Here is a 25827-nt window from a genome sequence, read left to right as displayed (position 1 = left end):
TCTGAAGCATGCGCGCGTTGTGGACGGTGGTGCACCGCTGGATAGGCCTGGTGCTGGCCGGTTTCCTCACCATGGCCGGCCTCACGGGGGCCGTGCTGTCCTGGGACCATGAAATCGACGAATGGCTCAACGCCGACATGCTGGAGACCCCGGCACGCGGCCCGCTGAAGACCCCGCTGGAGCTGGCCGCCGCCGTGCAGGCCAGCGAGCCGCGCGCCGAGATCAGCTACATGACCCTGGGCCTGGTCGAGGGCGAAGCCGCCATGTTCATGGTGCGCCCCCGGCCCGACCCGGCCACGGGCCAGGCGCCTGCGCTGGGCTATGACACGGTCTTCGTCGATCCCGTCAGCGGCCGGATCACCGGCCAGCGCAACGGGCGCAGTTTCGCGCTCAGCCAGCGCAACCTCATGCCCTGGCTGCGCCACCTGCACGAAAGCCTGCTGGCCCCGCGCTTTTGGGGCACGGACCGCTGGGGCTACTGGTTCATGGGCAGCCTGGCCCTGCTGTGGGTGGCCGACAGCTTTGTCGCGCTGCTGCTGACCTTTCCCGTCAAGCTCAGGAAAGGCGCCCCGCGCCTGACGGCGGCCGTGGGATCGTGGTGGCGCCGCTGGCTGCCCTCATGGCGCGTGCGCTGGGGCGGCGGCGCCTACAAGCTCAACTTCGACCTGCACCGCGCGGGCGGCCTGTGGGTCTGGGCCGTCATCGTCATCGTGGCCTTCACCTCGTTCTCGCTGAACCTGTACCGCGAAGTCTTCTACCCGGTGATGAGCACCGTCTCCACCACCACGCCCGGCCCCTACGAAACCCTCAAGCCCGCGCCCCAGGGCACGCTCCTCGTGCCCAAGGTCACGTTCGCCCAGGCCATCGCCATCGCCCAGAGCGAGGCAAAGCGCCTGGGCTTCGCCCAGCCCGCAGGCGGCATCTGGTGGGGCGGCGACTTCCCGTTCTACAACATCTCCTTCTTCGACCCGCACGACGAAACCGGCGCCATGGGCATGGGCCTGTCCAACATCTACGTCAGCTCGGACAACGGCGAAGTCCTGGGCACCTACCGCCCCTGGCACGGCACAGCCGCCGACGTCTTCGTCCAGCTGCAGCTGCCCCTGCACAGCGGCCGCATCCTGGGCACCCCCGGCCGCGTGCTCATGTCCTTCGTCGGCGTGCTCGTCGCCGTCCTGTCGATCACCGGCGTCATCATCTGGTGGCGCAAGCGAAGGGCCAGGAAGATGACCGCCTGAGCGGCTGCGCCGCTTCCCCCTTCTCGCTTCGCGGAGGGGGACGCAGCCCTCACTGCGGGGCGGCCCTTGCTCGGCTGCCCGCGCTTGAGCCCTGCGAGTTTGAACGGCTGTCGGTAGTACACGGCTCCATTGATAGCCAAATCAGAAAACTATCCGCCTAAACAGCAAAGCCACCGAAAACGGTGGCTTTTTGCAATGCTTGACGGGCTCAAGGCCATCCCGACTGGCGCGCCCCAAAGCGAGGGACACCGAGGAAGGGCCGCCCCGCACCGAGGGTGTCGTCCCCCTCCGCGAAGCGAGAAGGGGGAAGCGGCGCAGCCGCTCAGGGGGTCAATCCTTTTTCAGGCACTCGCTCATGAACGCCTTGCGCTCATCACCCTTCTTGCCCGTGGCGTCCACGTTGCAGGTCTTCATGCGTTCCTGCTGGCGCTTCTTGCCGTCGGACAGGCAGGACTTCATGAACTCCTTGCGTTCATCGCCTTTCTTGCCGGTGGCTTCGGTGTTGCAGGTGCCCATCAGCTTTTGCTGGGCCGTGGGAGCCTTGTCCCCTGCGGCCATGCCCATGCTGCAGGCCAGGGAGACAACTGCCAGAACAACGATTTTTTTCATGATGGAATGGTTTTGAAGGCGCGCTGAAGTCCAGCGCACCCACATTGCAGCACAGTGCCGGGCGCGCAGCAACGTTGCGGGCCCGGCGTTGTAAAAGTTTGCGATTGCCGCTGACAGGCGGGCAGGCGGACGCCGGCAGGCCACGGCCAGCGCAGATAATGGCGCACTTTTGCATTGCGACAGGACGCTTGCCGTGGACATTCTTTTGCTGGTCAAGGCCGCCATCATGGGCATCGTGGAGGGACTGACGGAGTTCCTTCCCATCTCTTCCACCGGGCACCTCATCCTTGCAGGCTCGCTGCTGGGCTTCGACGATGCCAAGGCCAAGGTCTTCGACATCGCCATCCAGACCGGCGCCATCTTCGCCGTGGTGCTGGTGTACTGGCAGAAGATCCGCTCCACCGTGGTCGACCTGCCCACCAGCCGCCAGGCGCAAAGGCTCACGCTGAACGTCATCATCGGCTTTCTGCCGGCCGTGGTGCTGGCGCTGATCTTCGGCAAGTTCATCAAGGCGCACCTGTTCACGCCCACCGTGGTGGCCACCACCTTCATCCTGGGCGGCTTCGTCATCCTGTGGGCCGAGCGCCGTCCGGCATCGGCCACGCGCGTGCAGACCGTGGACGAGATGACGCCGCTCGATGCCCTCAAGGTCGGCCTGGTGCAGTGCCTGGCCATGATTCCCGGTACCAGCCGCAGCGGCGCCACCATCATCGGCGGCATGCTCATGGGCCTGTCGCGCAAGGCGGCCACCGATTTCTCGTTCTTCCTGGCCATTCCCACGCTGATCGGCGCCGGCGTCTACAGCCTCTACAAGGAGCGCGCCCTGCTGTCGGTGGCCGACATCCCCATGTTCGCCGTGGGCCTGGTGTTCTCCTTCATCAGCGCCTGGCTGTGCGTGCGCTGGCTGCTGCGCTACATCTCCACCAACAGCTTCGTGCCGTTTGCCTGGTACCGCATCGCCTTCGGCATCATCGTGCTGGTCACGGCCTTCACGGGCCTGGTCAACTGGAGCGGCGGCTGACCAGGGCCGGGCCATCGATGGGACAAGCCACCTTCGGGTGGCTTTTTTTCGGCATGGGCCCGGGGGATCACTCGCATGGCGGGCGCGTGGTTGCTCCGTGAAACCCCTGTACTTCTGAAAATGATGATGTTCTATGGTTATAAAAAATATGTTTTTTTATAACTTTTTCTGAAGGTTGCCATGGCCATCGAACAAGGGCAGTTGATGTGGCGTCCCAGCCCGCAGCAGGTCGCGCAAAGCGGCCTGGCGCGCTACATGGACTGGCTGGCCGCGGCCAGGGATATGCGCTTCGATGGCTACCAGGAGCTGTGGCAGTGGTCGGTCACGGATCTTGATGGCTTCTGGCGCTCGATCTGGGACTTCTTCCAGGTCATGGCCGACGGTGACCCGACGCGCGTGCTCGGTGAGCGGGGCATGCCGGGCGCGCAGTGGTTTCCCGACACGCACCTGAACTATGCCGAGCATGTGTTCCGGCGCGCCAGCTACGAGCACCCGGCCATCATCGCGCGCTGCGAAGGCGCCGAGCCGGTGGAGCTGTCATGGCGGCAGCTGGAGCGTGACGTGGCGGCGCTCGCGGCCCGGATGCGCGAGCTCGGCCTGGGCCGCGGCGATCGCGTCGTGGCCTACCTGCCCAATGTGCCCCAGGCGGTCGTGGCCTTTCTGGCCTGTGCCAGCATAGGCGCCATCTGGTCCAGCTGCGCGCCCGAGATGGGCGTTTCCGTGGTGCTGGACCGCTTCCAGCAGATCGGTCCCAAGCTGATTTTCGCTACCGATAGCTATGTCTACGGGGGACGGTGTTTCGATCGGCGCGCCGTACTCGGCGAGGTGCTGCGGGGATTGCCCGAGATAGGCCATGTGATCCACGTGCCCGGCCCCCTGTTCAGGCCCGGGGACCCCGCATGCGAGCTGCCCTGGCGCAATGTCCTGGCCTGGGCCGACGCGCTGGCCCGGCCCGCAGAGCCGGTCTTCGAGCGCTTGCCGTTCTCGCACCCGCTGTGGGTGGTCTATTCCTCGGGCACCACGGGACTGCCCAAGGCCATGGTGCACAGCCATGGCGGCATTGTGCTCACCCACCTCAAGACCCATGGGCTGCAGCACGACGTGCGGCCCGGCGACCGCTTCATGTTCCTGGGCAGCACGGGCTGGATCGTCTGGAATCTCATGGTGGGCAGCCTGCTGGCTGGCGCCACCGTGGTGCTGTCCGATGGCAACCCGACCTCGCCCGACGATGGCGCATTGTGGGACTTCATCGATCGCCAGCAGGTCACGCTGTTCGGTTGCGGCGCGGCCTTTCTGGCCAAGACCATGAAGGATGGCGTGGTGCCCGCCCGGGGCCGCCGTTTCGAGAAACTGCGCGCCATCAATTCCACGGGGTCGGCGCTGCCGCTGGAGGCCTACGGCTGGGTCTACGAGAACGTCAAGCGCGATCTGTGGCTGGCCTCGGTCAGCGGTGGAACGGATATCGCCTCGGGCTTCGTGGCCTGCGCGCCCCTGCTGCCCGTGCGTGCGGGCGAGATCCAGTGCCGTGAGCTGGGCGTCGCCGCGCACGCCTTTGACGAGCAAGGGCGCAGCGTGACCGGCGAGGTGGGCGAACTGGTGATCACCGAACCCATGCCTTCCATGCCCTTGTATTTCTGGAACGACGCCGATGGCCTGCGCTACCGTGAAAGCTACTTCGACGTCTTTCCCGGCTACTGGCGCCATGGCGACTGGATCTCGTTCAGCGAGCATGGGTCGGCCGTGATCTACGGCCGCTCGGACACCACGATCAACCGTTTCGGCATCCGCATGGGAACGGCCGAGATCTACCGTGTCGTCGAGGAAGTTGACGAGGTCTTGGACAGCCTCGTCGTGGACCTGGAGTTTTTGGGGCGCCCCTCTTTCATGCCCTTGTTCGTGGTGCTGGCCCCGGGCCTGGTGCTGACGGATGCGCTGGTGGCCCGGATCAAGGATGCCATCAGGACCCACGCCTCTGCGCGCCACGTGCCCGATGCGGTCATCCAGGTCGCCGAGATTCCGCGCACTCTCACGGGCAAGAAGATGGAACTGCCCGTGCGCAAGCTGCTGCTGGGCGCCGAGGCCGCCAAGGTGGCCAGCCCCGACGCCATGGCCAATCCGCGGAGCATCGATTTCTTCGTGCAATACCGGGCACGGGTCCCGCTGGCCTGAGGTCCGGCGACCCTGGCCGATTTCATCCATGACGCAGGAGACAAACCCATGACCGTCTCTATCGAAAGGTCCGCCAGGCCCGATTCGATGCGCCTAGCCCCACCTTTGACCGAGCCACCACATCGCCCATGAAGTCAGCACTCCAGCAGAATTTTCTGATGCAGCAGTTGGGCCACTGCACGCGCCTGGCCCATGCCACCGTAAGGCCTCACTACGCGAAGCACATGCTGGCGCTGGATCTCAAGCCGTCGGAGTTTGCCGTGCTGTCGCTGATCTCGGCCAATCCCGGCGCGTCCCAGCGCCAGATCGCCGAGACCGTGATGATTTCCCAGCCCAATATGGCGGCGCTGATGGAAAGACTGCAGGTGCGCGGCTTGCTCAGGCGCGAGGCCGATCCTGCGGACAGGCGCCTGTCGCTGCTGTATCTGACGGCCGAGGGCGAACGCCTGCACGAGGAGGCGGCGGCGCAGGTGGAAATTCTGGAGCAAGAGGCCAGCCGCATGCTGAGCGCTGAAGACAAGCAGCAGCTGCTGCGCCTGCTTCACAAGATGATCGATTGCGCCGGGTAGCCGGCCCGCCATCGACAAGACCCTCGCCCGCTGCCGTGAACGCCGATGGGGCCTGATCCTTGAGGAAGGCGCCAAGGGGTTCAAGCACCACCGCATGGTCCAGGGTTTCCATCCGGATCTCGGACCGAGCCGGACGGCGCTCAGGTTTGCATGTTCAGCAGTGCGGCCTCGATGGCGGCGGCCGTGGCGTGGGGCCGCTCCATGGGGAACAGGTGGCTGCCGTCCAGCATCATCACGCGCCCGCGCGTGATGCGGCGCGTCAGGTCCATGCCCACCTGACGCATCTCCACCGAGGCACGCCCGCCGATGAAGGCCGCCGGGCAGCGCAGCGGATGGTGGTGCAGCAGCGAGGCCAGGTTGTGCGGCAAGGTGTTGTAGATGGCGGTCTCCACCTCGCGTGTGAAGTGCAGCGTGCGCCGGCCGTCCAGGTCGGTCAGGCCGCCCTGCACATAGTCCTGGAGCACCTGCGGGTGCCATTGCGCAAACACCTTCTTGGCGCGGAAGTAGGCCAGCGCCTCCTCGTCGCTGTCCCAGGCATTGCGGCGGCGGGCGCTGATCTTGCCCGGCGAGACCGAGCCCACCAGCTGCGTGCGCTTGGCCACGCCCACGGCGTTGGCGCGCCAGCCGCTGAGCAGGGGCGAGTCGATCAGCAGCACGCCGCGCGCCAGTTCGGGGTAGCGCGCAGCCGTCATCACGCTCAGGAAACCGCCCAGCGAATGCCCGACCAGAAAGACCGGGCCGCCCACGCGCTCGACCTCGGCGCGCGTGAACTCGGCCAGTTGCTCGACCAGGTGCGGCCAGTTGTTGGTGACGGGAAAGCGCGGGTCATGGCCGAAGCGCTCCACGCCCTGCGCCGCGATGCCGCGCTCGTCCAGCAGCGAGAACAGCAGCCGGTATGTGGGCAGCGCAAAGCTGTTGGCATGCGAGAAGACCACGGGCAGCGGTGCCGATTCCGTGCCCGCGTCGCTGTCGGCCCGCAGCGCGGGCCGGGCCGCGTTCACGGCTGGGGCTCCTGGCCGGTTCGGTCCGGAGCATCCGGCATGCCTTGCTGGTGGCCGGAGGGTTGCCCGGCGTCCGGCCGCATGGGCGATGCCGGGCCCGGCTGCAGGGGCGTCATGGGCGAGGTGGCCAGCCCGTCGGCCGTGGAGGTGCCCAGGCCTGCGCCCGTGCCGCTGTGATAGGGCTGGCGCAGCGCCGCAGGCGGCAGCCGGCCCATGCTGCGCGCCGACGAGCGCAGGGCCCCTGCCGGCGCGTTGACCTTGGTCAGCGGCTGGGCCTGGCGGCTGTGCACGCGGATGGGCACCTCGGAGGCGCCGCCATCCCAGGCCGGGTCCTCGATGCTGTCGAAGACATGGCGCAGGCGCTCGCCCCAGCTGTCGTGCAGCATGCGGAAATACGGATTGCTCTCGTCGATGCTGACGATCTTGTCGGAGGCGAAGCGGTCCTTCTCGTACACGATCAGGTCCAGCGGCAGGCCCACCGAGAGGTTGGACTTGAGCGTGCTGTCCATGGACACCAGGGCGCACTTGGCGGCCTCGTCCAGCGGCGTGCGCGGCGTGATCACGCGGTCCAGCACGGGCTTGCCGTACTTGGACTCGCCGATCTGGAAGTAGGGCGTCTCGCTCGTGGCCTCGATGAAGTTGCCGGCCGAATACACCTGGAACAGCCGCATGGTCTCGCCCTGGATCTGGCCGCCCAGCACCAGCGAGATATTGAAATCCACGCCTGAGCGCGACAGCGCCACGCCGTCGCGCTCGTACACATGGCGCACGGCCGCGCCCAGCACGCGGGCCGCGTCGAACATGCTGCGCACGTTCCAGATGGTCAGCATGTCGCCCGTGGCCTCGTCGCGCAGTTGCTGGCTCTCCAGCAGCTCGCGCACCGATTGGGTGATGGACAGGTTGCCGGCCGACAGCAGCACCATGAACCGGTCGCCGGGGTTCTCGTAGACCATGAGCTTGCGGAACGAGCTGATCTGGTCCAGGCCGGCATTGGTGCGCGAGTCGGCCAGGAAAACCAGGCCGGCGTTGAGCTTGATGGCAACGCAATAAGTCATGGAAGCGTCCGAATCTGCGGAAATGGCAAGTTTAGTGCGAGGCGATTGACCGCGTTCAGGCGGCGATCTTCTTGAGCTGGTAGAGGGCTTCCAGCGCCTCGCGCGGGCTCAGTGCGTCGGGATTGATGGCGGCCAGCGCCTGGGCCAGCGGGTCGTGGCGGCTTTCGGGCTCGGGCATGTCGGGCGCATCGAACAGGTCCACCTGCAGGCGGCCCTCGTCGGCATGGGCCTCCAGTGCCTCCAGCGCATGGCGCGCGTGGTGCAGCACGCCGGCCGGCATGCCCGCCAGCTTGGCCACCTGGATACCGTAGCTGCGGCTGGCCGGGCCGGGCTGGATCTCGTGCAGGAAGACGATGTCCTGGCCGGACTCCGCCGCGCTCACATGCATGTTCACGGCCGCGCGTGCCTTGGCCGGCAGCTCGGTCAGCTCGAAGTAGTGCGTGGCAAACAGCGTGAAGGCGCGCGTCCTGTCGTGCAGCTGGGTGGCGATGCCGCTGGCCAGCGCCAGTCCGTCGAAGGTGCTGGTGCCCCGGCCGATCTCGTCCATCAGCACCAAGCTGTGCGGCGTGGCCGAATGCAGGATCTGCGCGGCCTCGGTCATCTCCATCATGAAGGTGGACTGGGCATTGGCCAGGTCGTCGGCCGCGCCGATGCGCGTGTGGATGGCGTCGATGGGCCCCAGCCGGCAGCTGGACGCCGGCACATGCGAGCCCATGCTGGCCAGCAGCACGATCAGCGCCACCTGGCGCATATAGGTCGACTTGCCGCCCATGTTGGGGCCGGTGATGATCTGCATGCGCGTGTTGGCGTTCATGCGCGTGTGGTTGGCGATGAAGCTGCCGCTGGAGGTCTCGGCCATGCGGGCCTCCACCACCGGGTGGCGCCCGGCCTCGATCTCGATGCAGGGATGGTTCACGAACTCGGGCGCGCACCAGTTCAGCGTCAGCGAGCGCTCGGCCAGCGTGCACAGCACGTCGATGGCGGCAATGGCGCCGGCCACGCGCGTGAGCGCCGGCACATGGGGCTGCAACTGGTCCAGCAGCTGCTCGTAGAGCAATTTCTCGCGCTGCAGCGCCCGCTCCTGCGCGGACAGGGCCTTGTCCTCGAAGGCCTTGAGCTCGGGCGTGATGTAGCGCTCGGCGTTCTTCAGCGTCTGGCGGCGGCGGTAGCGCTCGGGCACCGCGTCCTTGTAGCTGTTGGTGATCTCTATATAGAAGCCGTGCACCTTGTTGAACTGCACGCGCAGGTTGGGAATGCCGGTCAGCAGCTTTTCCTTGGCCTCCAGCTCCAGCAGGAAGTCGTCGCAGTTGTTCTGGATGGCGCGCAGCTCGTCCAGCTCGGCGTCGTAGCCCGTGGCAAACACGCCGCCGTCGCGCACCAGGGCGGCCGGCTCTTCCATGATGGCGCGCACCAGCAGCTCGGCGCAGCCCTCGGGCGGCTGCAGGTCGGCAAACAGCTGGGTCAGGTGGGCCGAGGGCGTCTGCCCGGCCTGGGCCAGCACGGCGGCCTTGTGCAGCGTGCGGCCCAGTCCCACCAGCTCGCGCGGGCGCACCTGGCGCAGCGCGGTGCGCGCGGTGATGCGCTCCACATCGCTCACGCCCTTGAGCTGCTCGCGCAACTGCTGCCAGGGCGCGGCCATGCCGCCTGCGCTGGCGCCCTGCAGCGCCCGCGTGGCCTCCAGCCGCGCCATGGCCTGCGTGCGGTCGCGGCGCGGCTCCAGCAGCCAGGCCTTGAGCAGGCGGCTGCCCATGCCCGTCATGCAGGTGTCCAGCAGAGAGAACAATGTGGGCGAATCCTCGCCGCGCAGCGTCTTGACTAGCTCCAGGTTGCGGCGCGTGGCCAGCGGCAGCGCAATCAGCTCATCGTCGCGCTGCACCTGCAGAGCGTGGATGTGCGACAGGCTGCGGCCCTGCGTGTGCTCGGCATACGACAGCAGCGCGGCGCTGGCGCCATGGGCCAGCGGCAGGTCCTCGGCCTCCCAGGCCTTGAGGCTGGCCGCGCCCAGCAGCTCCAGCAGCTTGCGCTCGCCCAGGCCGCCGTCGAACTGCCAGTCGGGGCGCGGCGACAGCGGGCAGGCAATGGAGCCGCCATGGCGCAGCGCGAACAGGCTTTGCTCGAAACGCTCGGTCACGCCCGCGCTGTAGATCAGCTCGCTGGGCGCAATGCGCGAAATCCAGGCACCCAGCTCATCGTGGGAACACTCGGCCAGGTGGATGCGCCCCTGCGTCACCGCCATCCAGGCCAGGCCGCAGCGCTGGCGCCCGGCCGTGTGCAGGGACAGCAAGATCGCCTCGCTCTTGTCCGACAGCAGCTCACTGTCGGTCAGCGTCCCCGGCGTCACCACGCGCACCACCTTGCGCTCCACCGGGCCCTTGGCTACGCCCACTTCGCCCACCTGCTCGCAGATCGCCACCGACTCGCCCAGCTTGATCAGCCGGCCCAGGTAGTTCTCCAGCGCATGGAAGGGCACGCCCGCCATAGGAATAGGCTGCCCCGCCGTCTGCCCGCGAGTGGTCAGCGTGATATCCAGCAGCCGCGCCACCTTCTCCGCATCCCCGAAGAACAGCTCGTAGAAATCCCCCATGCGGTAGAAAACCAGCGTGTCGGGGTAGTTGATCTTGATGCCCAGGTACTGCTGCATCATTGGCGTATGTGACGCCAAAGGTATTTCGCTAAGTGCCTGATTCACTTCAATATCTTCGCTCATTACTTTTGAAATCAATCACTTAGGTTTGTTGACTGTTTTTATATACAGTCCAACTATGTCCCGCTCAAACCCATCTACACTGCGCACCTTGGCGTAGGTTTTTTGGCGTCCTTTTGAGGAAGTTACGCCGAACAGGTTGGGGCCGATTTGGAAACCTGCGCCGCATACGGAGGCGCCATGAGTTTCAACGCACGCCGGGCCAAGTCGCTGGAGCCGGGGGAGCACATTATTGTCGATCACGCCCCGGGCCTTCGCTTGGTGGCCACTGCCACGCGGCGCACATGGACATATCGGTACAAGAGCCCCGTGGACGGCGCCATGCGCCAGATTGCCATGGGCCAATGGCCCGAGATGAGCTACCCCAGCGCGCTTGCTGTGTGGGAGCAGCTCAAGCGAAGGCGCGATGCGGGTGAGGACTTGGCCAGGGAAAAGCGGCGTGCAGCCGCTGTCGCTCAGGCCCGATCCGATGTGCGGGGCCGCGATGGCATCTACACCGTGCGGCAGCTGATTGAGGACTACCTGCAGGGGCACGTCGAGCGGCATCGCAAGCCCAAGGGCAGCGCCGAAACGCGGCGCCTGATGGTCAACTACACCACCAAGATTCACGCACTGGAGCCGGCAGACGTTGGGCGCAGCATGGCGTTTTCTCTGCTGGAAGGCGTGGCTGTCAAAACGCCCGTGCTGGCAAACAGCCTGCGTTCAGAACTTGGCGCGGCCTGGGACTATGCGCTTGACGCAGGCCGTGTGCCGGAAGAGACGCCGAACTGGTGGCGCCAAGTGCTGCGCGGCAAGCTGCGCAGTCGGGGGAAGATCGTGGACGGCAAGCACCAGGGCGTGAAGCTCAGAACGCTGCAGGGCCGTGAGGTCGCGCAGCTGATCGCCCATCTACCCAGGTTCTCGGCCATGGTGGCGGACCTGCTGACGCTGTACCTTTGGACGGGCGCCCGTGGCGCCGAAATCATCGCCATGACCGGCGATGAGGTGGAGCAGGAGGCTGACGGCTGGTGGTGGACCGTGCCGCGCGAAAAGCAAAAGATGGCGCGCAATGAGAATTTGACCGACCTGCGCGTGCCGCTGGTGGGCCGCGCTCTGGACGTGGTCAGGCGCCGGCGCAGTGCCTATGGAGCCGGGTATCTATTCCCGTCCCGACCCGGCTCCAAGATGATGCATGTGGAGCAGAAGCTGATCGGCGTAGCGGTCTGGACCAGCCGGCCCGATGTGGTGAAGCGCTACAACTACGCGCCCGAGCGGGTTCTGGATATGGACCCCTGGGCTCCCCACGATTTGCGGCGCACGGTGCGCACGCAACTGGCGGCCCTGGGCTGCCAGGATGGAGTGGCCGAGGCAGTGCTCGGCCACTTGCCCGCCGGCATCGTGGGCACCTACAACCGGCACTCCTACGATGCGGAGAGGCGCACCTGGCTCACAAGGCTTTCGGAACACTGGGAGCAACTTGCTGCGCGATGACCTGGGCCTTTGTCAGACGGCTGCGCCTGATTCCGCAGTTCTCCGGGGGCAGCTGCGTGGAGATGGGCAGCCCCTGCAGCCAGGCGTCCAGATCCGAGCGCAGCCAAACGACTCGGCGCCGGCCTGGGATCTGGCGCGGCTTCGGCGCGATGCCTTTTTGCACGCAGTCTTCAAAGGTGGTGAGGCCAAGCGACACATACTCGGCGGCCAGTTCGCGGCTCAGGCCAGCGGGTGGGTAGTTGAGGATCATCTGGTTGCTTTCGTGCCGGGTCATGCCAGCGTCTCCATTTTTGGCAGTGACTTGAATGCAGAGGAATGGGGAGTGCAGGGCATTTGCTGTTTCGTGCTCCTTGCATTTCTTGCGATAGCCAGCAGCACTGATCGAAACTGCAGGGGCGTGGCATTGCGTATTCGGGTTTTGTCCTTGCCACCCACCAGGGCCATGCGGCCCACCCTACGCGCTTTTTCGTAGCCGTACCGCTCGATCATTTGCATGGTTGGGCCGCTGTCGCTTGGCCCCCAAATCAGCTCTGGCAATTGGTCAGGAGCATCGACAACGGCATAGAGCCAAGTGCCTTTGCCTGCGAAATGGCCGAAGTGTCCTTGCCAAACGCAGCAGGTCCATCCGCCGAAAGCATCGGCTTTCACCCAACCTCCTGCAGCAGGTGGATGCGTCAGACCGAAGTACTTCCATGCCAGAGAGTCTTTCGGGTGCTCCAGTACACCACCGTAGTTGCGCACGGCAGTAAGTGCGGCTGCGAAGCAGCCGCCATCCTCACCCAGGCGGTACTGATGAGGCTTGCGTGGAGCGCCGTGCCAGTAACGGCCCCAGCGCTGGCAGGGTGGGTGTGCGACAACCGGGTGTGGGCCGCTGTACTGGCGTGCATCGCGCTCGATATCCCAGGGCGTGACTTCGTCAAGGTCGAAATATGCACCGCGCGTTTCAACGTACAAGGCAGCGACTTCTATTGTCTTGGTCATGTGCGGACTCCCTCAATCGGTGTCGTTGCAAACGCGCCTTGGTCGCTGGCCAAGTCGCGCAGCACCATCAGGGTGGTGTGCAACTCCTGCTCGTGGTTGCGGATCTCGCGCACGGACTGTGCGCCCCACTCGCGTACTGGTGTGTTGGCCAATCGGCTGGCCAAGCCCTGGCGCGCTGTCTTGATGCGCTCCATCACTTGGCTCAGAGTCAGTTCGGGCAGTGGCTGGGCCATGGCTCAGGTCTCCACGCGCTCGACGCGCAGCACGGGCCGGCCGCTGGCGGCGCAGGCGCTGGTGGTGGCGTGGGATGCGCTGGCTGCTTTCAGCTGCAGCACGGGCAGCAGCTTGGCGTCGGCCAGTTGCTCCAGTTCTTCGGGGCAGGCGTCCTTGGGGATCAGGATTGCGCGGTAGCTGTGCGCGGTGGTGATGTTGTGCAGATGCATGGCGGTCCTCGGTAGTGGTGGTGATCAGGCGACCAGCGACAGCTGGGCGGGGTGGGAGATTGGTGGTGCTGGGCGCGCAGCGCGCCGGCGGCGCGGTTTGGCCAGGGCGGCAAGGCGCTCGCGCTCGGCGGCGAACACGCGTGCCAGGTGCTCGGGCGTCGTGCCTACGGCGTTGACGTAGCCGCCGTGCAGCGGCCGGGCCCAGCAGTGCACGGTGGGGTCCGTTCGGCGGGCGTGGGGTATGGATGCGGACACGGGTAGACCTCCTTTTCAGGAACAACGAGAAGAAGCGGGGGATGCGGTGGCGGTAGCTGGCCTGTAGAGCACTGAATCCGGGCTCGAAGGGCTGTTCCAGTCCTCGGCCTCATGGCGTCCACGGCCAAAAAGGGCTCGCAGCGTCTCGCCGCGCAGGCGGGCCGTACAGTTATTGAAACCAGTCCAAGGGCGCGCCAGCGGCGCGCGGTCAGCGCCCATCGCAAGCGCTTTGCCGCTATCGGCATCGGTGCACGTTGCGGGGTCGAAAGTCTCGGTTTCCTTGGGCACGCTGCGCCAGGAAATGCGGCGCGACACCAGCCAGCGGCCGGCACGGGTTTCCAGGCCCACCACGCGGCCCTGGCCCGGGGCAATCTCTTCGCCGTACTGGTTCACGGCGCCGGCCGGCACGGGGCGGCGTGCAATGCTCAGGTGCCAGCGGCCACGGCCCACGCAGTGGCCGCCCATGGCCTCCATGTAGCGGCGCCAATCGGCCTTGATGTCCTCGCTGTGCTTGTGGCATGCGCCCCAGGCCTGCCAGGTGGCGCGGTCGCCGTCCAGGCGCATGGTTTCGATCTGGTCTTTGCCCACGCGGCGCAGCTCGCGCCACACGCACACGCTGGGCATGCCAATGGCTTGGAACTGGCGAATGCCCCAGCACGCGGCCCAGGCGTCTACGCGGCGGTGGCCGGGCATATCGCCCTGCTCCACGTCCCACAGCTGGCCTTGCACCACATCCAGGTGGTCAGCCAGGGCCGCATGGCCCACGCTCTTGGCGATGTACTTGGCCACATAGCCGGCCGCGCCGCCCGTGGTCATGCGCTTGACGTTGATTCGATTCTTGGCCGCGCCGCGCTCGTCGCCATCGTCGGCCAGCCACTTGTCGCGGATGACCTGCTCAATGCGCTGGGCTGCGGCCTCATGCTCGGCCCAGACCAGGGCGTGCCAGTGGGGCGTGGCGTCGTGGTGGGGCTCGGCCACGCGGATGCCGTACATCCGCACGCCGTCGCGGTCCAATTGCGAGCGCACGCGCTGCCATTTGTTGCGCAGCCACAGCTGCGCATCGCGCGGGGTGCTCACGCCGTCATAGCGGGGATTGGGGCGGGGCCGGCCGCCGCTGCCCAGCGTCACGGCGTGGAAACGGCTGGGCGCTGTCAGCGTCAGGAACAGACCCACATGATTGCGGGCGTCTGCATATTCCTCGGCGCCACGGATGCGCGTCATCAGCTCGCCGCCGCGAATCACCGGGTTGGACGGGGACAGGGCCGCCAGCTCTGCCAGCGTGAACACCTGGCCGGCCTCGTTTTTGAACAGCGAGCGCTCCAGCGCCTTGGCGTTGCGCTCCAGCTGTGCGGTGCGGCGGCGCACCGTCGCATTGCTGGCATAGCCGCCCGCGAAGCGGTTGACCACGCCCAGCTTGACGGCGCCGGCCTCCACCGTGCGCGTGACGTGCTTGCGCAGCAGGCGCCGCCACCATGCGGGGTCCATGGCGCGCCGAATGGCAGGCTCACCGATCAGGGGCGCAGACTCCTGCACGCCCATCATGCGCAGCATCAGCCGCACCAGGTCCACGCGGGCTGGCAAGTCCAGCTCCTGCGCCTGGGCGCCTGAATCCAGCTCGGCCACCTCTTCGGCCAGGCGCTTGGCCATTCGGCATATTTCGTCGTGACCCAGATTCCACTCGGCCGCATTGCCGTGGCGCGCTGCAAAGTCGTCAATGGCCACCAGCGCGTCGAAGCACGCCGCCCACTCGGGCAGATCGCCCGCGCCCAGCTTGCCCAGGCCCATGGCGCGGATGGGCTGCAGCCACTGCGGCGGCAATGCCTTCTCCAGCGCCTGCATGGCGGCTTGCACCATGTGGGGCCTGGGCTTGTGGCGCTTCCATTCCTGCTGCGACGCAGTGCGCAGGCGGCGGCCGGTGGGCTTGGCGTTGAGCAGCGCGGACATGGCTAGTTCTTCACCGTCAGCGAATGCAGCTTCGCCATCTCGTCGGCCATGTAGCGGATCTGGGCCTTGATGGCATTGCGCTCAGGCGGCGGCAGCTCGCGCCACTCGCGGCGGCCCAGCTCTTCCAGCTCGCCCTCGATGCCCGCCAGCAGCAGCACCGACATGCGAATGCTGATGTGCAGCGTGGACCACTCGCGCGCCTCGGCATCGCTCCAGCGGCCATTGCTGGAGCGGTACACGGCATCGTCCTTGAGGCGGCGCAGATGCTCGCGGCACTCTGCAGGGGTCATGCGGGCAATGTGCGGCGCCACGGGCGGCGCAGGCAGGCGATGCAGGGCGGGCGCCAGGGACGGGGCAGCGTTGTGCACGCCCACCCACTGCAGGAATTGCGGTGCGGAGATTTCGGACAGGTTCACCGCGCACCCCCGTTCACGCGCACGGCGGTCAGGAACCAGGGCAGGCCGTAGATGCGTTCCACGGCGGCCTGGGCGGCGGCGCGGTTGGCGGCGCTGAGCACCAGGCGGCGGCGCACAAGCATTTCGTCCACATGGGTCACGGCGTACTGGCTCATGCCGCACTCCCTTGCGCACCGGCCCCAGCTGCGCGCGGGTCCACGTAGAAAGACAGGTGCAGGCCACCCAGGTCCAGCTCCACGGCAAAGCCGCCATCGCGGAAGGCAGCTTTGTTGCGGGCCTTGCCGCCCAGGCCCATGAGGGCCTGCAGCATGCGGCCGTTGCGGGCGCGGTCCTGGCCGCCGTGGATGAACAGGCCGTTGATGTTGGCGCACTCGTGGCCGCCCAGCTCCACGCCGGCCGCGCGCAGGGCGGGCAGGTGCTGCTGCAGCCGCTGCAGGTCGCTGGCGAGGCCGTCAATTTCCTTGAGCCGCGCAGCGTGCCGGGTGTGCTCGGCCCGCAGGGCCTCATCCACCAGGGTGATCTGCTGCGCGGGCCGGGGCCTGCGGAGTTCAAAGAATTGCATTGCGTCCTCTCGGGTTGCGTTTTTCAGGGTGAGCACGTCCCGCAGGGCCTTCTTTCAGGCTCCGCAGGGCAGGGGAAACGGGGTAGTTGGGTGGGGCTCTAAGCCCCGGGGTCAGTCCGCTGGCGGGCTGGTGCCGAACAGCTCCAGGGTGCTGGGCGCGGTCTGGGTGGTGCGGTAGTCCGATGGCTGGGCGCAGGCCAGCTGCTCGCGCATCAGATCGCGGCGCACATGGGTGCTCAGGGGCAGGCGCACGGTGGGGTTGGGCGTGGCGCTGGGGCTCAGGGTGCGCGTGATTTCCATCGTGGCGCTGAACGTGTGGCCGCACTCGAAATTCGTGCAGGCGAAGGCGTACTCGCGCGTCAGGTTGGTGACCTGGTTGCTGCGGCGGATGGTGGCCGGGCTCTCGCAGTGCGGGCAGGCGATGCGGTGGAATTCGGATTTCAGGCGCGGGCCTTCGTCCTGGGCCTGGGCCTGCGTGTCGGCGGTTGTTTCCGGCTTGGACAGGTTGTTACAGCCTTGCACGCCTTTTCGTACACCGGGGCGCGCCTTGGGGGCGGCCTTGCCGGCCCGGTGGCTTACAGCCAGTGCGGCCTTGGTGAATCCAATATTCGGCTGCGTGCCGAGCAGGGGCTGGAAGGGGTTTGGAGCTGCCTGTGCCATGGCTGTGCCTTAGACGCGGTCGCCGGTAGCGTTGCTGTCGGTGGCGCGTGTGGTGAGCCTTGCCACGGCGCCGAGTTCGATGCGCCCCAGGTGCTCATACAACTCCATGCCCATCAAGTGGATCATGCGAGCGAAATTGCTCTGGCTGCGGCCTTCGTGGGATGCGCCACCTTGCACCGCGTGGCGCTCACCATTTGTGAGTCGCAGAGCAATTTGCTTGTCATGCACAAGTGGCTCGACCGTGGCCGAGCGGTGGCGGGTCTGGTGCGCTGGGGTGGTCATGTAGTATTTGGATCTAGGTTGTTACAAGGTGGCTCGATTTTTATCGACGAATGTCGAGTTGTCAATAGGAAAGTATCGGCACATGTCGAATTTTTGCGAGAGGCTGAAAGAAGCCCGCAAGCATCTCAAGCTGAATCAGGGGGCTTTTGGCGCCCTTGCTGGCGTATCTGCTGAGACGCAGCTCAACTATGAAAAGGGCTCGCGTAAGCCCGATTCGTCGTACCTTGAGGCAGTGGCCGCACATGGGGTTGATGTCGCCTATCTGCTAACTGGTCTACGTTCGTTGGACCCTTGCGCTGCCCCGCACCCAAACCCAGGACAAACGCTTGCCGAGCGGCTGCAACAGGAGCGCAAGCGGCTGGAGTTGACCGTGGGCCAGCTAGCAGACAAGTCGGGCGTGGATCGCCTGGCACTGCTGAAATTTGAAGAGGGCGAGTTCGCACCCGACGCCAAGGCGCTGCAGCAGCTGCACGCCGTGGGCGTGGATGTGGGCTATGTGCTGCTGTCGCTGCGCGCAGGCGCGGCCGGTGGCAATGCCGGCGCGGCGGGCTCAGTCAGTTCTGAGTTACAGCAGCTGCTGCAGCACTACGAAAAGGTGCCCCAAGAGGCGCAGGCTGCGCTGCGCACGCTGGCGGCCATGCTGGCGCGCGGGTAGGCGGCCCGCCGCCTTCGCCAGCGGCTGATGGCCGCGACGAATTTGCAGAGAGGGGGAGCACATGGGAAATGGACTATTGGCACTCTTGCTGCTGGGCGGCTTGGTGCTTGGCGGCGCTTGGGCATATCGAGTGGTAGCCACGGCTCTGCAGGCACGGCGCTGGCCCGCGCGTATTTTGGCGGCGGTGCTCAGTGTGGGCGGCATGTTCGGGGGGCTTTGCGTGGGGGGCGGAATGGCACCCCAGCCGCATGGCAGCCCGATGATGGTGGTGCTGGGCCTGCTGGTGCTCTCGCCTTATGCCGTTGTGGCTTGGCGCGCTCATCGGCGCAAGCGAACTGCAGAGGAACGCACAGTTCCTGCAGCAAGCGCACCGCCTGCAGCTCCCGTAGCTCCTGCAGATCGTCCTGAGCCGGTATTGGCGCCCATAGCGCCCGAGCAATTCCACCTGGTTGCATCGCCTGCAGGTGCCACGCAGCCCGGAGCCGCTGCCCGCAGCACGTCCAACCCGTTGCCCCATCGCTACCGTTTCACTTACCAAGGATTCTCACGCGATGAGGGCCAGCGCACAGTTCTGGTGCAGAGCATTGGAGAGAACGAGGCGAACACCTACCTTGAAGGTCACTGCGAGCAGGCCGAGGCGCCGCGCACGTTTCGCACAGACCGCATCAGCGGCCCGCTGTTGGATATGGATACAGGCGAGCTATTGCAGGTGCAGGAGTTGCTGGACATGGTCCCGCAGCGAACCTACGTGGATGCAACATCCCCATCTGCGCCTGCACGCAAGTCAAAGGAGTGGCGCAATGCTGTGCTCTTCACGGGCTTCTCGCAGGATCGGCGCGATGAACTGGAAGAGATGGCCGAGGCGGCCGGCTGGCTGGTGCGCGGAAGTGTCGGGCCAACGCTCGATTACATGGTGACGGGGCCAAGGGCAGGCATGTCAAAGCTGACACAGGCCCAGGTGCACGGCACGATTGTGGTGGGCGAGGATGAGTTCCTCGCCATGCTGCGCAGCTGACCAACCCAAGCCCGCTGCATGCGGGCTTTTTTGCGCGCCGTCGCGCGCGGGCCACGACGCCCCTGCGATAGAGATTTTCAAAAACGGTAGTGAGTGCTGACACTGTATATTTATACAGTGAACTGCGAAATTACATTCCTCCGCCGCAACGGGGTGCGCCTGCACCCCCGTGACTGGCCCGCGCCCGTGGCAGGCGATCTGCGCATGGAGTACGCGGACGGCCGCAAGAACAACATGCGCCGCACGCTGCGCGAGTTCCAGCTGTGCGAGTGGTGGATATCGCTGGAACACTCCCGGTACCGGCTTGCGGACCCCGTGCCGGTGGACATCCTGGGCGACGCAATGCTGTGGCGTGGCTACACCACGGCGATGACGCCCGAGGGGCTGGCCGAGTTTGAGCAGCTGTGGCTGATCCGCCCCAGGCCCACGCTGGACGGCGAGCCACTGCCGCCCTTCGACTGGTCCGCGCATGTCCAGCAGCTGCCGCAAGCCATTGCACCCACGCCCGAGCGCGGCGCACGCACGGAAACCGTGGCAGAGCAGTGGCACAGGGAGCACGTCCGTGTACCCAGACGATGACCCGCTCAACGTGCTGCACCCCACCCTGGTGCGCCCGCCCCGCTGGGCAGGCATCTGGGGGGAGCGGGTGTTGCCGCTGCGCCCCGAGGACTACCGCGTAGAGCACACAGGGCCGCACTGGACGAGGGTTTACGCACCTGATGGTGAGCTCGTCTACGACTTTGTGGGCCCGGCCGAAGTGATTCGTTCACCTGCGCCGTTTTGAAAAAAGAAAACCCCGCAGTGCGGGGTTTGTTTAAATGGGTGAAGCGATTGAGGGCTACTCAAAAGTGATTGACCTCATGGTGATCAAGCGGCAGTTGCGCCACGGCGGGGAGCCCCCCAGATAATGGGGACATGGAAGCCCGTATCGCCAAGCTCGAAAGCACCACGCAGGATCTGCGGGATCGGCTTGTGCGCATCGAGGCCAAGCAAGACGAGTTCATCAAGCACTATGCGACCAAGGCTGATCTGACTGAGGCCAAGAACAGCATCATCATGTGGGTGGTCAGTGCCATCCTGCTTGCTCAGGTGCTTCCAGGGATACTCAAAAAGTTCGGGCTCTGACCTTTTTGGTGGATCTGTGGAACGAAAAAAGCCCGCTATCAGCGGGCTTTTGGTTTTGGATCGTCAGTCTGTTTGGGCCGCCTCAGGGTGGGAAGGCTTAGGCGTCCTGAGTCCTTGGGGTGCACGCTGAACCCCCAAGCGATGCAACAGCAGGTGCCACATGGCAAAACTTATCTTTTGGTGACTTTCAGCACCTTCATGAGCGGTGTACTTGCGGAAATTTTGAGCCGTAACGCCAACTAGCTCAGCGGCCTTCGGCCCCGACATGTTGATGTAGTCAACCAGAGCGCCTTGCGAGGCAACATGGCGGATCTCCCAACTAGTTGGCGCCCTCCACTCCCATTGATCGTGCGTTAGTACAGATCGAGGAAGCATTCCTGCGATCCATCCGTTGCGTGCTTCTTGCTCCGACGGTACATGGTTGGCGACGATCTCCATGTACTCGCGAATGTCATGGACATTGCGAACACGACCAGTCCTGGTGCAGCGCAACTGCCACTTCGTATCGGGGACGACCAGCTCGAGCGGCTCAAGACCTAGCTGGGTTGTGTCATAGCAGGCGAAGTCTGCAATAGAGCTGCCAGCCTTGACATCCATGAGGTCTACGCGTGTTGGACTATGGGTGTGTTTGGCTTTTTTGACAAAAGCCGTCAGAGCGTCGCTGAAGGCATCCATCAGCGTGCCTCGCGTGATTTCTAGGCCTGCTATGTGTCGCTGGGAGACCTGCTGGTCTCCATAGAACATGGTCCAACTACGACCAGGGGAGCCATTGGAAACACTGGGGAAGCTTGACTTGAAGTCGAACGGCCCGTGCCTGTACCCAGGGGTCTCGGAAAAAACTATCTTCATGGCCAACGTCCTTTCTGGTGCAGCGCTACAAAAAAATGCGCTCACAAAAGGATTCTACAGTGCGATTCGAGCTAGCGCAAATCGCGCTAGCTCAATGCGATCTAGCGCACTTCGATTTATTTTGTTACTTAAGGTGCTTCCGGATTAGGAGGCTCATCGTCAAGTTCAGGCCCCGAATCGGCATCGCCCCCGCCCTGTCGCTCCAACTCGATCTGCGTGGTGAAGCCGCCATCCCCCAGGGCATGCTCCACGGACTTGACCAGCCAGCCCTCGCCGTCAATCTCGGGCTTGAAGCCCTCCACGGTCACGGCCGCCTGGGGCATGAGGTGGGGCCGGCCCAGGGCCAGGGCCAGGCTCAGGGTGGCGGCGCCACGGTCCACGCGCTGCATCTCCGATTGCGCGGCCTGGCGCGCGGCTTCGGCGCTGGAGAATGTGTCTTTCAGGGTCTTGACGCTGCCGGTCTTGGAGCCCGCCAGCACGCCCCTGCGGCGAGCGCGCTTGCCGTCAGTCCAGTAGGCGCGCACCCCGGTGTAGTTGGTGCGGTCTGCGGTGTGCCATCGGTGTTGGTCGCCCGATTCGCGCGTGATGTGCATAGGGGCAATGGGCTGGCCGCTGGCGTTTGTCCTGCTGTTGGTGCGCAGAAAGATCAGCTGCCCCTTTTTGACCGTGGCCACGGCGTCGTGCTGGCGCGCCAGGCGGGAGAGGAAATGCAGGTCCGATTCGTTGGTCTGGTCGATGTGCTGTACCTTGCGCTCGGCCAGCTCAGGCGCAATGCGCGCCGGCAGGCTGTTGCGCGCGGCAATGTCCTGCACCACGGCGCCCACGGTCGAGTCGTTCCAGCTGTGGCTGGCACGCTCGCGCAGGCTCTTGGCCATGTCCGCGCTGCGCGCGCGCACGCTGATGCGGTCAGGGCTGCCGCCGTGCTCCACTTCGTCCACCACAAAGCTGCCCTTGTCCACCAGGCCCTCGTGCAGCCAGCCCAGGCGGATGGAGATGGTGGCGCCCTTGGGCGGGATGGCCATGCGGCCGTCTGCGTCGTCCAGGGTCAGATCCAGCTGGTCGGCCTCTTCGCCGCGGCTTTCGCGCAGGCGCAATTCGATCAGGCGTTTGCCCACCTTGGGCGTGATGTTGGCGCCGTTGATGGTGAGTTCGTAATCGGGCTGTTGGTAGGCGCCCGTAGCCTGGTTCTCTGTGCCCGCCATCACATCCACCAATCCCAGAAGTCGCCATCATCCCAATCACCGCCGCCCGTGCCGCCATCGGTGCCACCGCTGGGGTCGGCCTGGGCGTCGTCCACGCGGGCCAGCTCCACGGTGAAGTCGATGCGGCGGGGCAGGCCTTCCTTCACGAACACGCTGCCGTTTTCGCTCAGGCGCTGGATGACCCACGCGCCCAGGTTGTCCCCGGCCCCGTTGACCATGGCGTATGCGCTGCCGGCGTCGGCCATCTTGCGCAGTTCGTCCAGGGTCTTGCGGCCGCCACGGAATTCGGGGACGAACAGTCCGGTAAACGTGATGGTGTCATCGCCCTGGCCCACGTACTGGCGCGCCGGCCGGGCGCCCACGCGGCTGTTGCTGGGGTGGCGCCAGTCGGTGGCGCGCTGCATTTCCTGATACGCCACGGTATCGAGGCCAAACACGAATTGACCCAGGGTCATCATTGGCATGGGTCGGGCTCCTATCCCTCTGTGTCGCTGAGCTGGCTGAGCACGCGGGACTTGTTGGCGCGGTCGCGCTTGTCCAGCTCAGCCGCCACGGCGCGGGCTATGTCTTTGGGGTCCATGCCGGGCACGGCATGAATGTTGATGATGGTGGGGCCGCTGGGCGCCGCCATGGGCGCGCCCGCGCCGGCCGCAGTGCCACGCCCCAGGGCGCTGCCGCTGGGCGCCATCAGCGGCGCGGGCGCCGTGATGGGCATGGCCTGGGCAGCGGCCAGCGCATCGGTGCCGGCAGCGACCATGGGTGCGGCGGTGACGCCGGCCAGGCCCACGGCAGCCGCTGCCGCCAGGCCCTGGCCCTTCTGGATGCCCAGGGCCGCGCCCTCGGACACCCAGCCGCCGTACTCCATGAACACGCGGCTCGGGCTGGCAATGCCCAGCGTTTCCTTGAACCATTGGCCCACGGATGTGGCGGCGCCCACCACGGTGTCCTTGAGCGCGGTGAGCTTGGCGGTCACGCCGCTGATGAGGCCGTCAATCATCTGGCCGCCAATCTGCACAAAGTTGCCGGCCAGATGATTGAGGCTTTCCCACAGCGCCAGGGCGCCGGCCTTGATCTCTTCCCAGCGCGTAACGATGAGGTATGCCGCAGCGGCCAGGGCCACCAGGGCCAGGATGACGATGCCAATGGGGTTGGCCGCCAGGGCGGCATTGACCAGCCACTGCGCTGCGGCAAATGCCTTGCTGGCCAGCGCTGCGGTGCGGCTGATGACCATGCTGGCCACCATGGCGCCGGTCTGCAGAATCCAGGCCATGCGCGCCGCAATCAGCACGCCGCGCACGGTGAGCAGGGCGCCCTTGATCAACGCGAAACCGTAGCCCGCCGCAATGGCCACCACCTTGCCCAGCACCAGGGCGGCCACCAAGAGGACCACGGCGCGTGTGACACCGGGAAAGGCCTGGGTGAGTGCAGACAGGCGCTCCATCCAGGGCGTCAGCATGGTGAGCCCGTCATTGAGCGATGGCAGCAGGATGTTGCCCATGGAGATGCCCATGGCCGCCGCCTGGTTGCTGGCCAGTTTCAGGCGGTTGGCGGTGGTCGCTGCGCGCTTTTCGTACTCCGCATTCACGGCGCCGCCGTATTTGCTTTCGTCCGTGACCTTCTCGAAGTTTTCTTTGAGCGTGTCCAGCTGGCTGAGCAGGGGCGCAATGGCCTTGATGGATTCCTTGCCGAAGAGCGTTTGCAGGGCGGCGGCCTGCTGGTATTTCTCCAGCCCGCGCACCTTGTCGAACACGTTCATCATCGTGGCCGTGGCGTCCTGCTGCATGCTCTTGGCCACTTCGGTGGCGTCCAGGCCCAGGGCCTGCAGGCCCTCGCGCTGGCTCTTTGTGGCGCTTTCGCCGGCCACCAGTGCGAGCATCAGATTCTGGATGCCGGTGGACGCCACCTCTTCCTGCACGCCCATGCCGGCCAGGGTGGAGCCCAGGGCCGCAATGCCCCCGGCCGCCACGCCGGCCACGCCGCCCAGCGGACCCACGCGCGTGACGATGCCAAGGATCTGCTTTTCGTTGGCCGCGCCCGTGTTGCCCAGCAGGTTGATTTTGTCGGTGAGCGTGGCCACTTCGGGGATGGACATGCCGAAGGCAGATTTCATCTTGGCCATGGCCTCGCCGGACTCTTCGGCCGTCATGCCGAAGGCCGTGCCCATCTTCACGGCGTGCTCCACAAAGCCCACCTGTCCGTCGCCGCCCAGCAGCTGCTTTTCGTCCAGGCCCGACTGGCCGCCCAGGGCCATGATCTGGGCGATGTCCTTGGCCGCCATGGGCAGGTTTTTGGACAGGTCGATGGCGCTTTTGGACATGCGCTCAAGGCCGCTTTTGTCCAGGTCCATGACCTTGTCCACATCGGCCATGGACGACTCGAAATCAATGGCCATCTTCAAGGGCGCGGCCAGGGATGCGGCCATGGCGGCGCCGTCAAACAGGGCGCCACGCGCATCGCCCCGGGCTGCCTTGTTGGCGTCCACGGCGGCGCGGTGCTTGTTGGTCAGCTCCTGCGCCTTGCGCTGCCGTTCCAGGGCCTTGGTGGTGCGGTCGATGGCCTCGCGCAGCTTGCCCTCTGCCTGGGCCACGTTGGTGATGCCCATGCCGCTGAGCCCGGCGCGAAGGCGCTTGGCCTGGTCAATCTGGCGCTCATGGGCGGCCGAGAGTTTCTGCAGTTCCTCGGTGGTCTTGCGGTATTGCGCGCCCAGGGCCTGGGCGGTGGGGCCGCCCTTTTGCATCTCGGCACCCAGCGCGGCCTTGCCCGCCTTGAGCGCGGCCATGCGCTGCTGCGTTTCCTGCAGGCGCTCCTGCATGGAGCGCATCTTGCCCACGGCGGCCTGCTGCTGCTGGAGCTTGCGCAGCGCGTCCTGCGCGCCGCTCACGTCCACGCCCACGGACTTGGCGCCCGCGCCTATGCGCTTGAGCGGTGCTGATACCCGGTCGGCCAGGTCCAGCAGTACCTGCAGTTTGAGCTTATCCATGCTTGTTCATCTGTTGGAAGCGGTCTACAGCCAGGGCGCGCCAGTGCATCAGCTCGGCCAGGTCCATGGGGTCCATGTCGGCCGGCCGCCAATGGAAGATGGCAGCCACGTCCGCCATGGCGTCCTCTACACGCTCAGGGATTCCATGGCCATCGCCTGATTGGCCTTGACCGTCTCCAGCTGCCGCGCCGGCACCAAAAAATTGACCACCTCCGTAGCGCAGGCCACCAGGTCCACGGAGTCCATGGTCGCCACGTCTTCCCGCGTGAGGGTGGGAGTGGTGATGCGCGGCAGCAGCAGCATGACCGACTCGGCACGCAGGGTCAGCAGCTCGGCCAGGTTGATGCCGCGCAGTGCGCCGGCCAGGGGCTTGCGCAGCGTTACCACGTCGATGACGCCGCTGCCGCGCGGGATCGGTGTTTCCAGCGTGACGTTGACCTGCACGGTCTTGGGGCTGGTGGTGGTGTCGGTGGTCTTGGCTTGGGGGTCCATAGGTGCCTCGGTGGTTGGTTGTGAAGAAAAAAGCGCCGGCCAAGGTAGTGGCCCAGGCCGGCGCGAAGGGCCGTTTCCCATGCGGCCGGAGACAGACGAGAGGGGAAGGAAAACTGTTTGCGGATGCGGT

The 25827-nt window shown here is 65.9% G+C and carries 31 protein-coding genes; 10 read left to right on the top strand and 21 right to left on the bottom strand.

The genetic code is table 11. The features are described from left to right. The first annotated feature begins 8 nt into the window (after positions 1-8). Positions 9-1238 (top strand): PepSY domain-containing protein, encoded by a 1230-nt coding sequence (locus JHD82_RS01955; RefSeq protein ID WP_199135261.1) that lies wholly within the window; start codon positions 9-11, stop codon positions 1236-1238. A gap of 330 nt (positions 1239-1568) precedes the next feature. Here the strand turns inward: JHD82_RS01955 and JHD82_RS01950 are convergent, their stop codons facing one another. After that, positions 1569-1847, bottom strand: coding sequence for a PsiF family protein (locus tag JHD82_RS01950; protein ID WP_043781210.1), 279 nt, complete (start codon positions 1845-1847; stop codon positions 1569-1571). 193 nt (positions 1848-2040) lie between these two features. Between JHD82_RS01950 and JHD82_RS01945 the strand changes: the two genes are divergently transcribed. From JHD82_RS01945 to JHD82_RS01935, 3 genes are all read left to right on the top strand, one after another. Continuing rightward, a complete protein-coding gene (locus tag JHD82_RS01945) occupies positions 2041-2868 on the top strand; it encodes an undecaprenyl-diphosphate phosphatase (RefSeq protein WP_047473390.1) in 828 nt (275 codons plus the stop codon). A gap of 180 nt (positions 2869-3048) precedes the next feature. Continuing rightward, positions 3049-5037, top strand: a complete 1989-nt coding sequence (locus JHD82_RS01940) for an acetoacetate--CoA ligase (RefSeq protein WP_199135260.1) — start codon at positions 3049-3051, stop codon at positions 5035-5037. A gap of 128 nt (positions 5038-5165) precedes the next feature. Next, positions 5166-5606, top strand: a complete 441-nt coding sequence (locus JHD82_RS01935; RefSeq protein ID WP_012204194.1) for a MarR family winged helix-turn-helix transcriptional regulator — start codon at positions 5166-5168, stop codon at positions 5604-5606. A 140-nt stretch (positions 5607-5746) separates the two neighbouring features. Here JHD82_RS01935 and JHD82_RS01930 read toward each other — a convergent pair whose 3' ends face one another. Genes JHD82_RS01930 through mutS form a run of 3 tightly spaced genes read right to left on the bottom strand, consistent with a single transcriptional unit; the run spans position 5747 to position 10306 of the window. Further along, the gene (locus tag JHD82_RS01930) at positions 5747-6607 is read right to left on the bottom strand and encodes an alpha/beta fold hydrolase (protein WP_199135259.1); all 861 of its coding nucleotides are present in this window, start codon (positions 6605-6607) and stop codon (positions 5747-5749) included. Then, complete coding sequence (locus JHD82_RS01925; RefSeq protein WP_012204196.1) at positions 6604-7662, bottom strand: proteasome-type protease; 1059 nt, start codon at positions 7660-7662, stop codon at positions 6604-6606. The genes JHD82_RS01930 and JHD82_RS01925 overlap by 4 nt, the downstream gene beginning before the upstream one ends. 55 nt (positions 7663-7717) lie before the next feature. Then, positions 7718-10306, bottom strand: a complete 2589-nt coding sequence (mutS, locus tag JHD82_RS01920; RefSeq protein WP_199135258.1) for a DNA mismatch repair protein MutS — start codon at positions 10304-10306, stop codon at positions 7718-7720. 240 nt (positions 10307-10546) lie between these two features. Here mutS and JHD82_RS01915 point away from each other — a divergent pair, with 240 nt between their 5' ends. Further along, complete coding sequence (locus tag JHD82_RS01915) at positions 10547-11836, top strand: integrase family protein (RefSeq protein WP_199135257.1); 1290 nt, start codon at positions 10547-10549, stop codon at positions 11834-11836. Here JHD82_RS01915 and JHD82_RS01910 read toward each other — a convergent pair. From JHD82_RS01910 to JHD82_RS01860, 11 genes are all read right to left on the bottom strand, one after another. Next, positions 11793-12110, bottom strand: a complete 318-nt coding sequence (locus JHD82_RS01910) for an AlpA family transcriptional regulator (protein ID WP_199135256.1) — start codon at positions 12108-12110, stop codon at positions 11793-11795. The genes JHD82_RS01915 and JHD82_RS01910 overlap by 44 nt on opposite strands. After that, on the bottom strand, positions 12107-12817 hold the full coding sequence (locus tag JHD82_RS01905; protein WP_199135255.1) for a hypothetical protein: 711 nt from the start codon (positions 12815-12817) through the stop codon (positions 12107-12109). The genes JHD82_RS01910 and JHD82_RS01905 overlap by 4 nt, the downstream gene beginning before the upstream one ends. Next, entirely contained in the window at positions 12814-13050 is a 237-nt protein-coding gene (locus JHD82_RS01900; protein ID WP_199135254.1) for a hypothetical protein, read from the bottom strand. The genes JHD82_RS01905 and JHD82_RS01900 overlap by 4 nt, the downstream gene beginning before the upstream one ends. A gap of 3 nt (positions 13051-13053) precedes the next feature. After that, the gene (locus tag JHD82_RS01895; protein WP_199135253.1) at positions 13054-13260 is read right to left on the bottom strand and encodes a hypothetical protein; all 207 of its coding nucleotides are present in this window, start codon (positions 13258-13260) and stop codon (positions 13054-13056) included. Positions 13261-13284: 24 nt separating this feature from the next. Then, positions 13285-13515 (bottom strand): hypothetical protein, encoded by a 231-nt coding sequence (locus tag JHD82_RS01890; RefSeq protein ID WP_199135252.1) that lies wholly within the window; start codon positions 13513-13515, stop codon positions 13285-13287. A 15-nt stretch (positions 13516-13530) separates the two neighbouring features. Continuing rightward, positions 13531-15459 carry a replication endonuclease gene (locus JHD82_RS01885; protein WP_199135251.1) on the bottom strand — a complete coding sequence of 643 codons (1929 nt, stop codon included), beginning with the start codon at positions 15457-15459 and terminating at the stop codon, positions 13531-13533. A 2-nt stretch (positions 15460-15461) separates the two neighbouring features. Beyond that, the gene (locus JHD82_RS01880; RefSeq protein WP_133073829.1) at positions 15462-15875 is read right to left on the bottom strand and encodes a hypothetical protein; all 414 of its coding nucleotides are present in this window, start codon (positions 15873-15875) and stop codon (positions 15462-15464) included. Further along, positions 15872-16030 (bottom strand): hypothetical protein, encoded by a 159-nt coding sequence (locus JHD82_RS01875; protein WP_199135250.1) that lies wholly within the window; start codon positions 16028-16030, stop codon positions 15872-15874. The genes JHD82_RS01880 and JHD82_RS01875 overlap by 4 nt, the downstream gene beginning before the upstream one ends. Then, positions 16027-16437, bottom strand: coding sequence for a hypothetical protein (locus JHD82_RS01870; RefSeq protein WP_199135249.1), 411 nt, complete (start codon positions 16435-16437; stop codon positions 16027-16029). The genes JHD82_RS01875 and JHD82_RS01870 overlap by 4 nt, the downstream gene beginning before the upstream one ends. Before the next feature lie 111 nt (positions 16438-16548). Then, entirely contained in the window at positions 16549-16959 is a 411-nt protein-coding gene (locus JHD82_RS01865) for an ogr/Delta-like zinc finger family protein (protein WP_307838072.1), read from the bottom strand. A gap of 147 nt (positions 16960-17106) precedes the next feature. Further along, positions 17107-17379 carry a hypothetical protein gene (locus tag JHD82_RS01860; protein ID WP_034368495.1) on the bottom strand — a complete coding sequence of 91 codons (273 nt, stop codon included), beginning with the start codon at positions 17377-17379 and terminating at the stop codon, positions 17107-17109. An 82-nt stretch (positions 17380-17461) separates the two neighbouring features. Between JHD82_RS01860 and JHD82_RS01855 the strand changes: the two genes are divergently transcribed. From JHD82_RS01855 to JHD82_RS01835, 5 genes are all read left to right on the top strand, one after another. Beyond that, the gene (locus tag JHD82_RS01855; protein WP_199135247.1) at positions 17462-18034 is read left to right on the top strand and encodes a helix-turn-helix domain-containing protein; all 573 of its coding nucleotides are present in this window, start codon (positions 17462-17464) and stop codon (positions 18032-18034) included. A 76-nt stretch (positions 18035-18110) separates the two neighbouring features. Beyond that, the gene (locus JHD82_RS01850) at positions 18111-19049 is read left to right on the top strand and encodes a WYL domain-containing protein (protein ID WP_199135246.1); all 939 of its coding nucleotides are present in this window, start codon (positions 18111-18113) and stop codon (positions 19047-19049) included. Positions 19050-19202: 153 nt separating this feature from the next. Continuing rightward, complete coding sequence (locus JHD82_RS01845; RefSeq protein WP_199135245.1) at positions 19203-19628, top strand: hypothetical protein; 426 nt, start codon at positions 19203-19205, stop codon at positions 19626-19628. Beyond that, a complete protein-coding gene (locus JHD82_RS01840) occupies positions 19612-19833 on the top strand; it encodes a hypothetical protein (protein ID WP_096915329.1) in 222 nt (73 codons plus the stop codon). The genes JHD82_RS01845 and JHD82_RS01840 overlap by 17 nt, the downstream gene beginning before the upstream one ends. 131 nt (positions 19834-19964) lie before the next feature. Next, positions 19965-20174, top strand: coding sequence for a hypothetical protein (locus JHD82_RS01835; RefSeq protein WP_199135244.1), 210 nt, complete (start codon positions 19965-19967; stop codon positions 20172-20174). Positions 20175-20237: 63 nt separating this feature from the next. Here the strand turns inward: JHD82_RS01835 and JHD82_RS01830 are convergent, their stop codons facing one another. From JHD82_RS01830 to JHD82_RS01805, 6 genes are all read right to left on the bottom strand, one after another. After that, entirely contained in the window at positions 20238-21023 is a 786-nt protein-coding gene (locus JHD82_RS01830) for a hypothetical protein (protein WP_199135243.1), read from the bottom strand. Between the two features lie 128 nt (positions 21024-21151). Beyond that, positions 21152-22225 (bottom strand): contractile injection system protein, VgrG/Pvc8 family, encoded by a 1074-nt coding sequence (locus tag JHD82_RS01825; protein WP_199135242.1) that lies wholly within the window; start codon positions 22223-22225, stop codon positions 21152-21154. Further along, on the bottom strand, positions 22225-22689 hold the full coding sequence (locus tag JHD82_RS01820) for a phage tail protein (protein WP_199135241.1): 465 nt from the start codon (positions 22687-22689) through the stop codon (positions 22225-22227). Before JHD82_RS01820 ends, JHD82_RS01825 begins: the two co-directional genes overlap by 1 nt. 11 nt (positions 22690-22700) lie before the next feature. Further along, complete coding sequence (locus tag JHD82_RS01815; protein WP_199135240.1) at positions 22701-25205, bottom strand: phage tail tape measure protein; 2505 nt, start codon at positions 25203-25205, stop codon at positions 22701-22703. Next, positions 25198-25323 carry a GpE family phage tail protein gene (locus JHD82_RS01810; RefSeq protein ID WP_016454096.1) on the bottom strand — a complete coding sequence of 42 codons (126 nt, stop codon included), beginning with the start codon at positions 25321-25323 and terminating at the stop codon, positions 25198-25200. Before JHD82_RS01810 ends, JHD82_RS01815 begins: the two co-directional genes overlap by 8 nt. Positions 25324-25331: 8 nt before the next feature. Then, positions 25332-25697 (bottom strand): phage tail assembly protein, encoded by a 366-nt coding sequence (locus tag JHD82_RS01805; RefSeq protein WP_199135239.1) that lies wholly within the window; start codon positions 25695-25697, stop codon positions 25332-25334. Positions 25698-25827 lie beyond the last annotated feature (130 nt).

The sequence above is a fragment of the Delftia sp. ASV31 genome (assembly GCF_016428765.1).
GTDB lineage: Bacteria > Pseudomonadota > Gammaproteobacteria > Burkholderiales > Burkholderiaceae_C > Comamonas > Comamonas acidovorans.
This window is presented reverse-complemented; position numbering and strand designations above follow the sequence as displayed.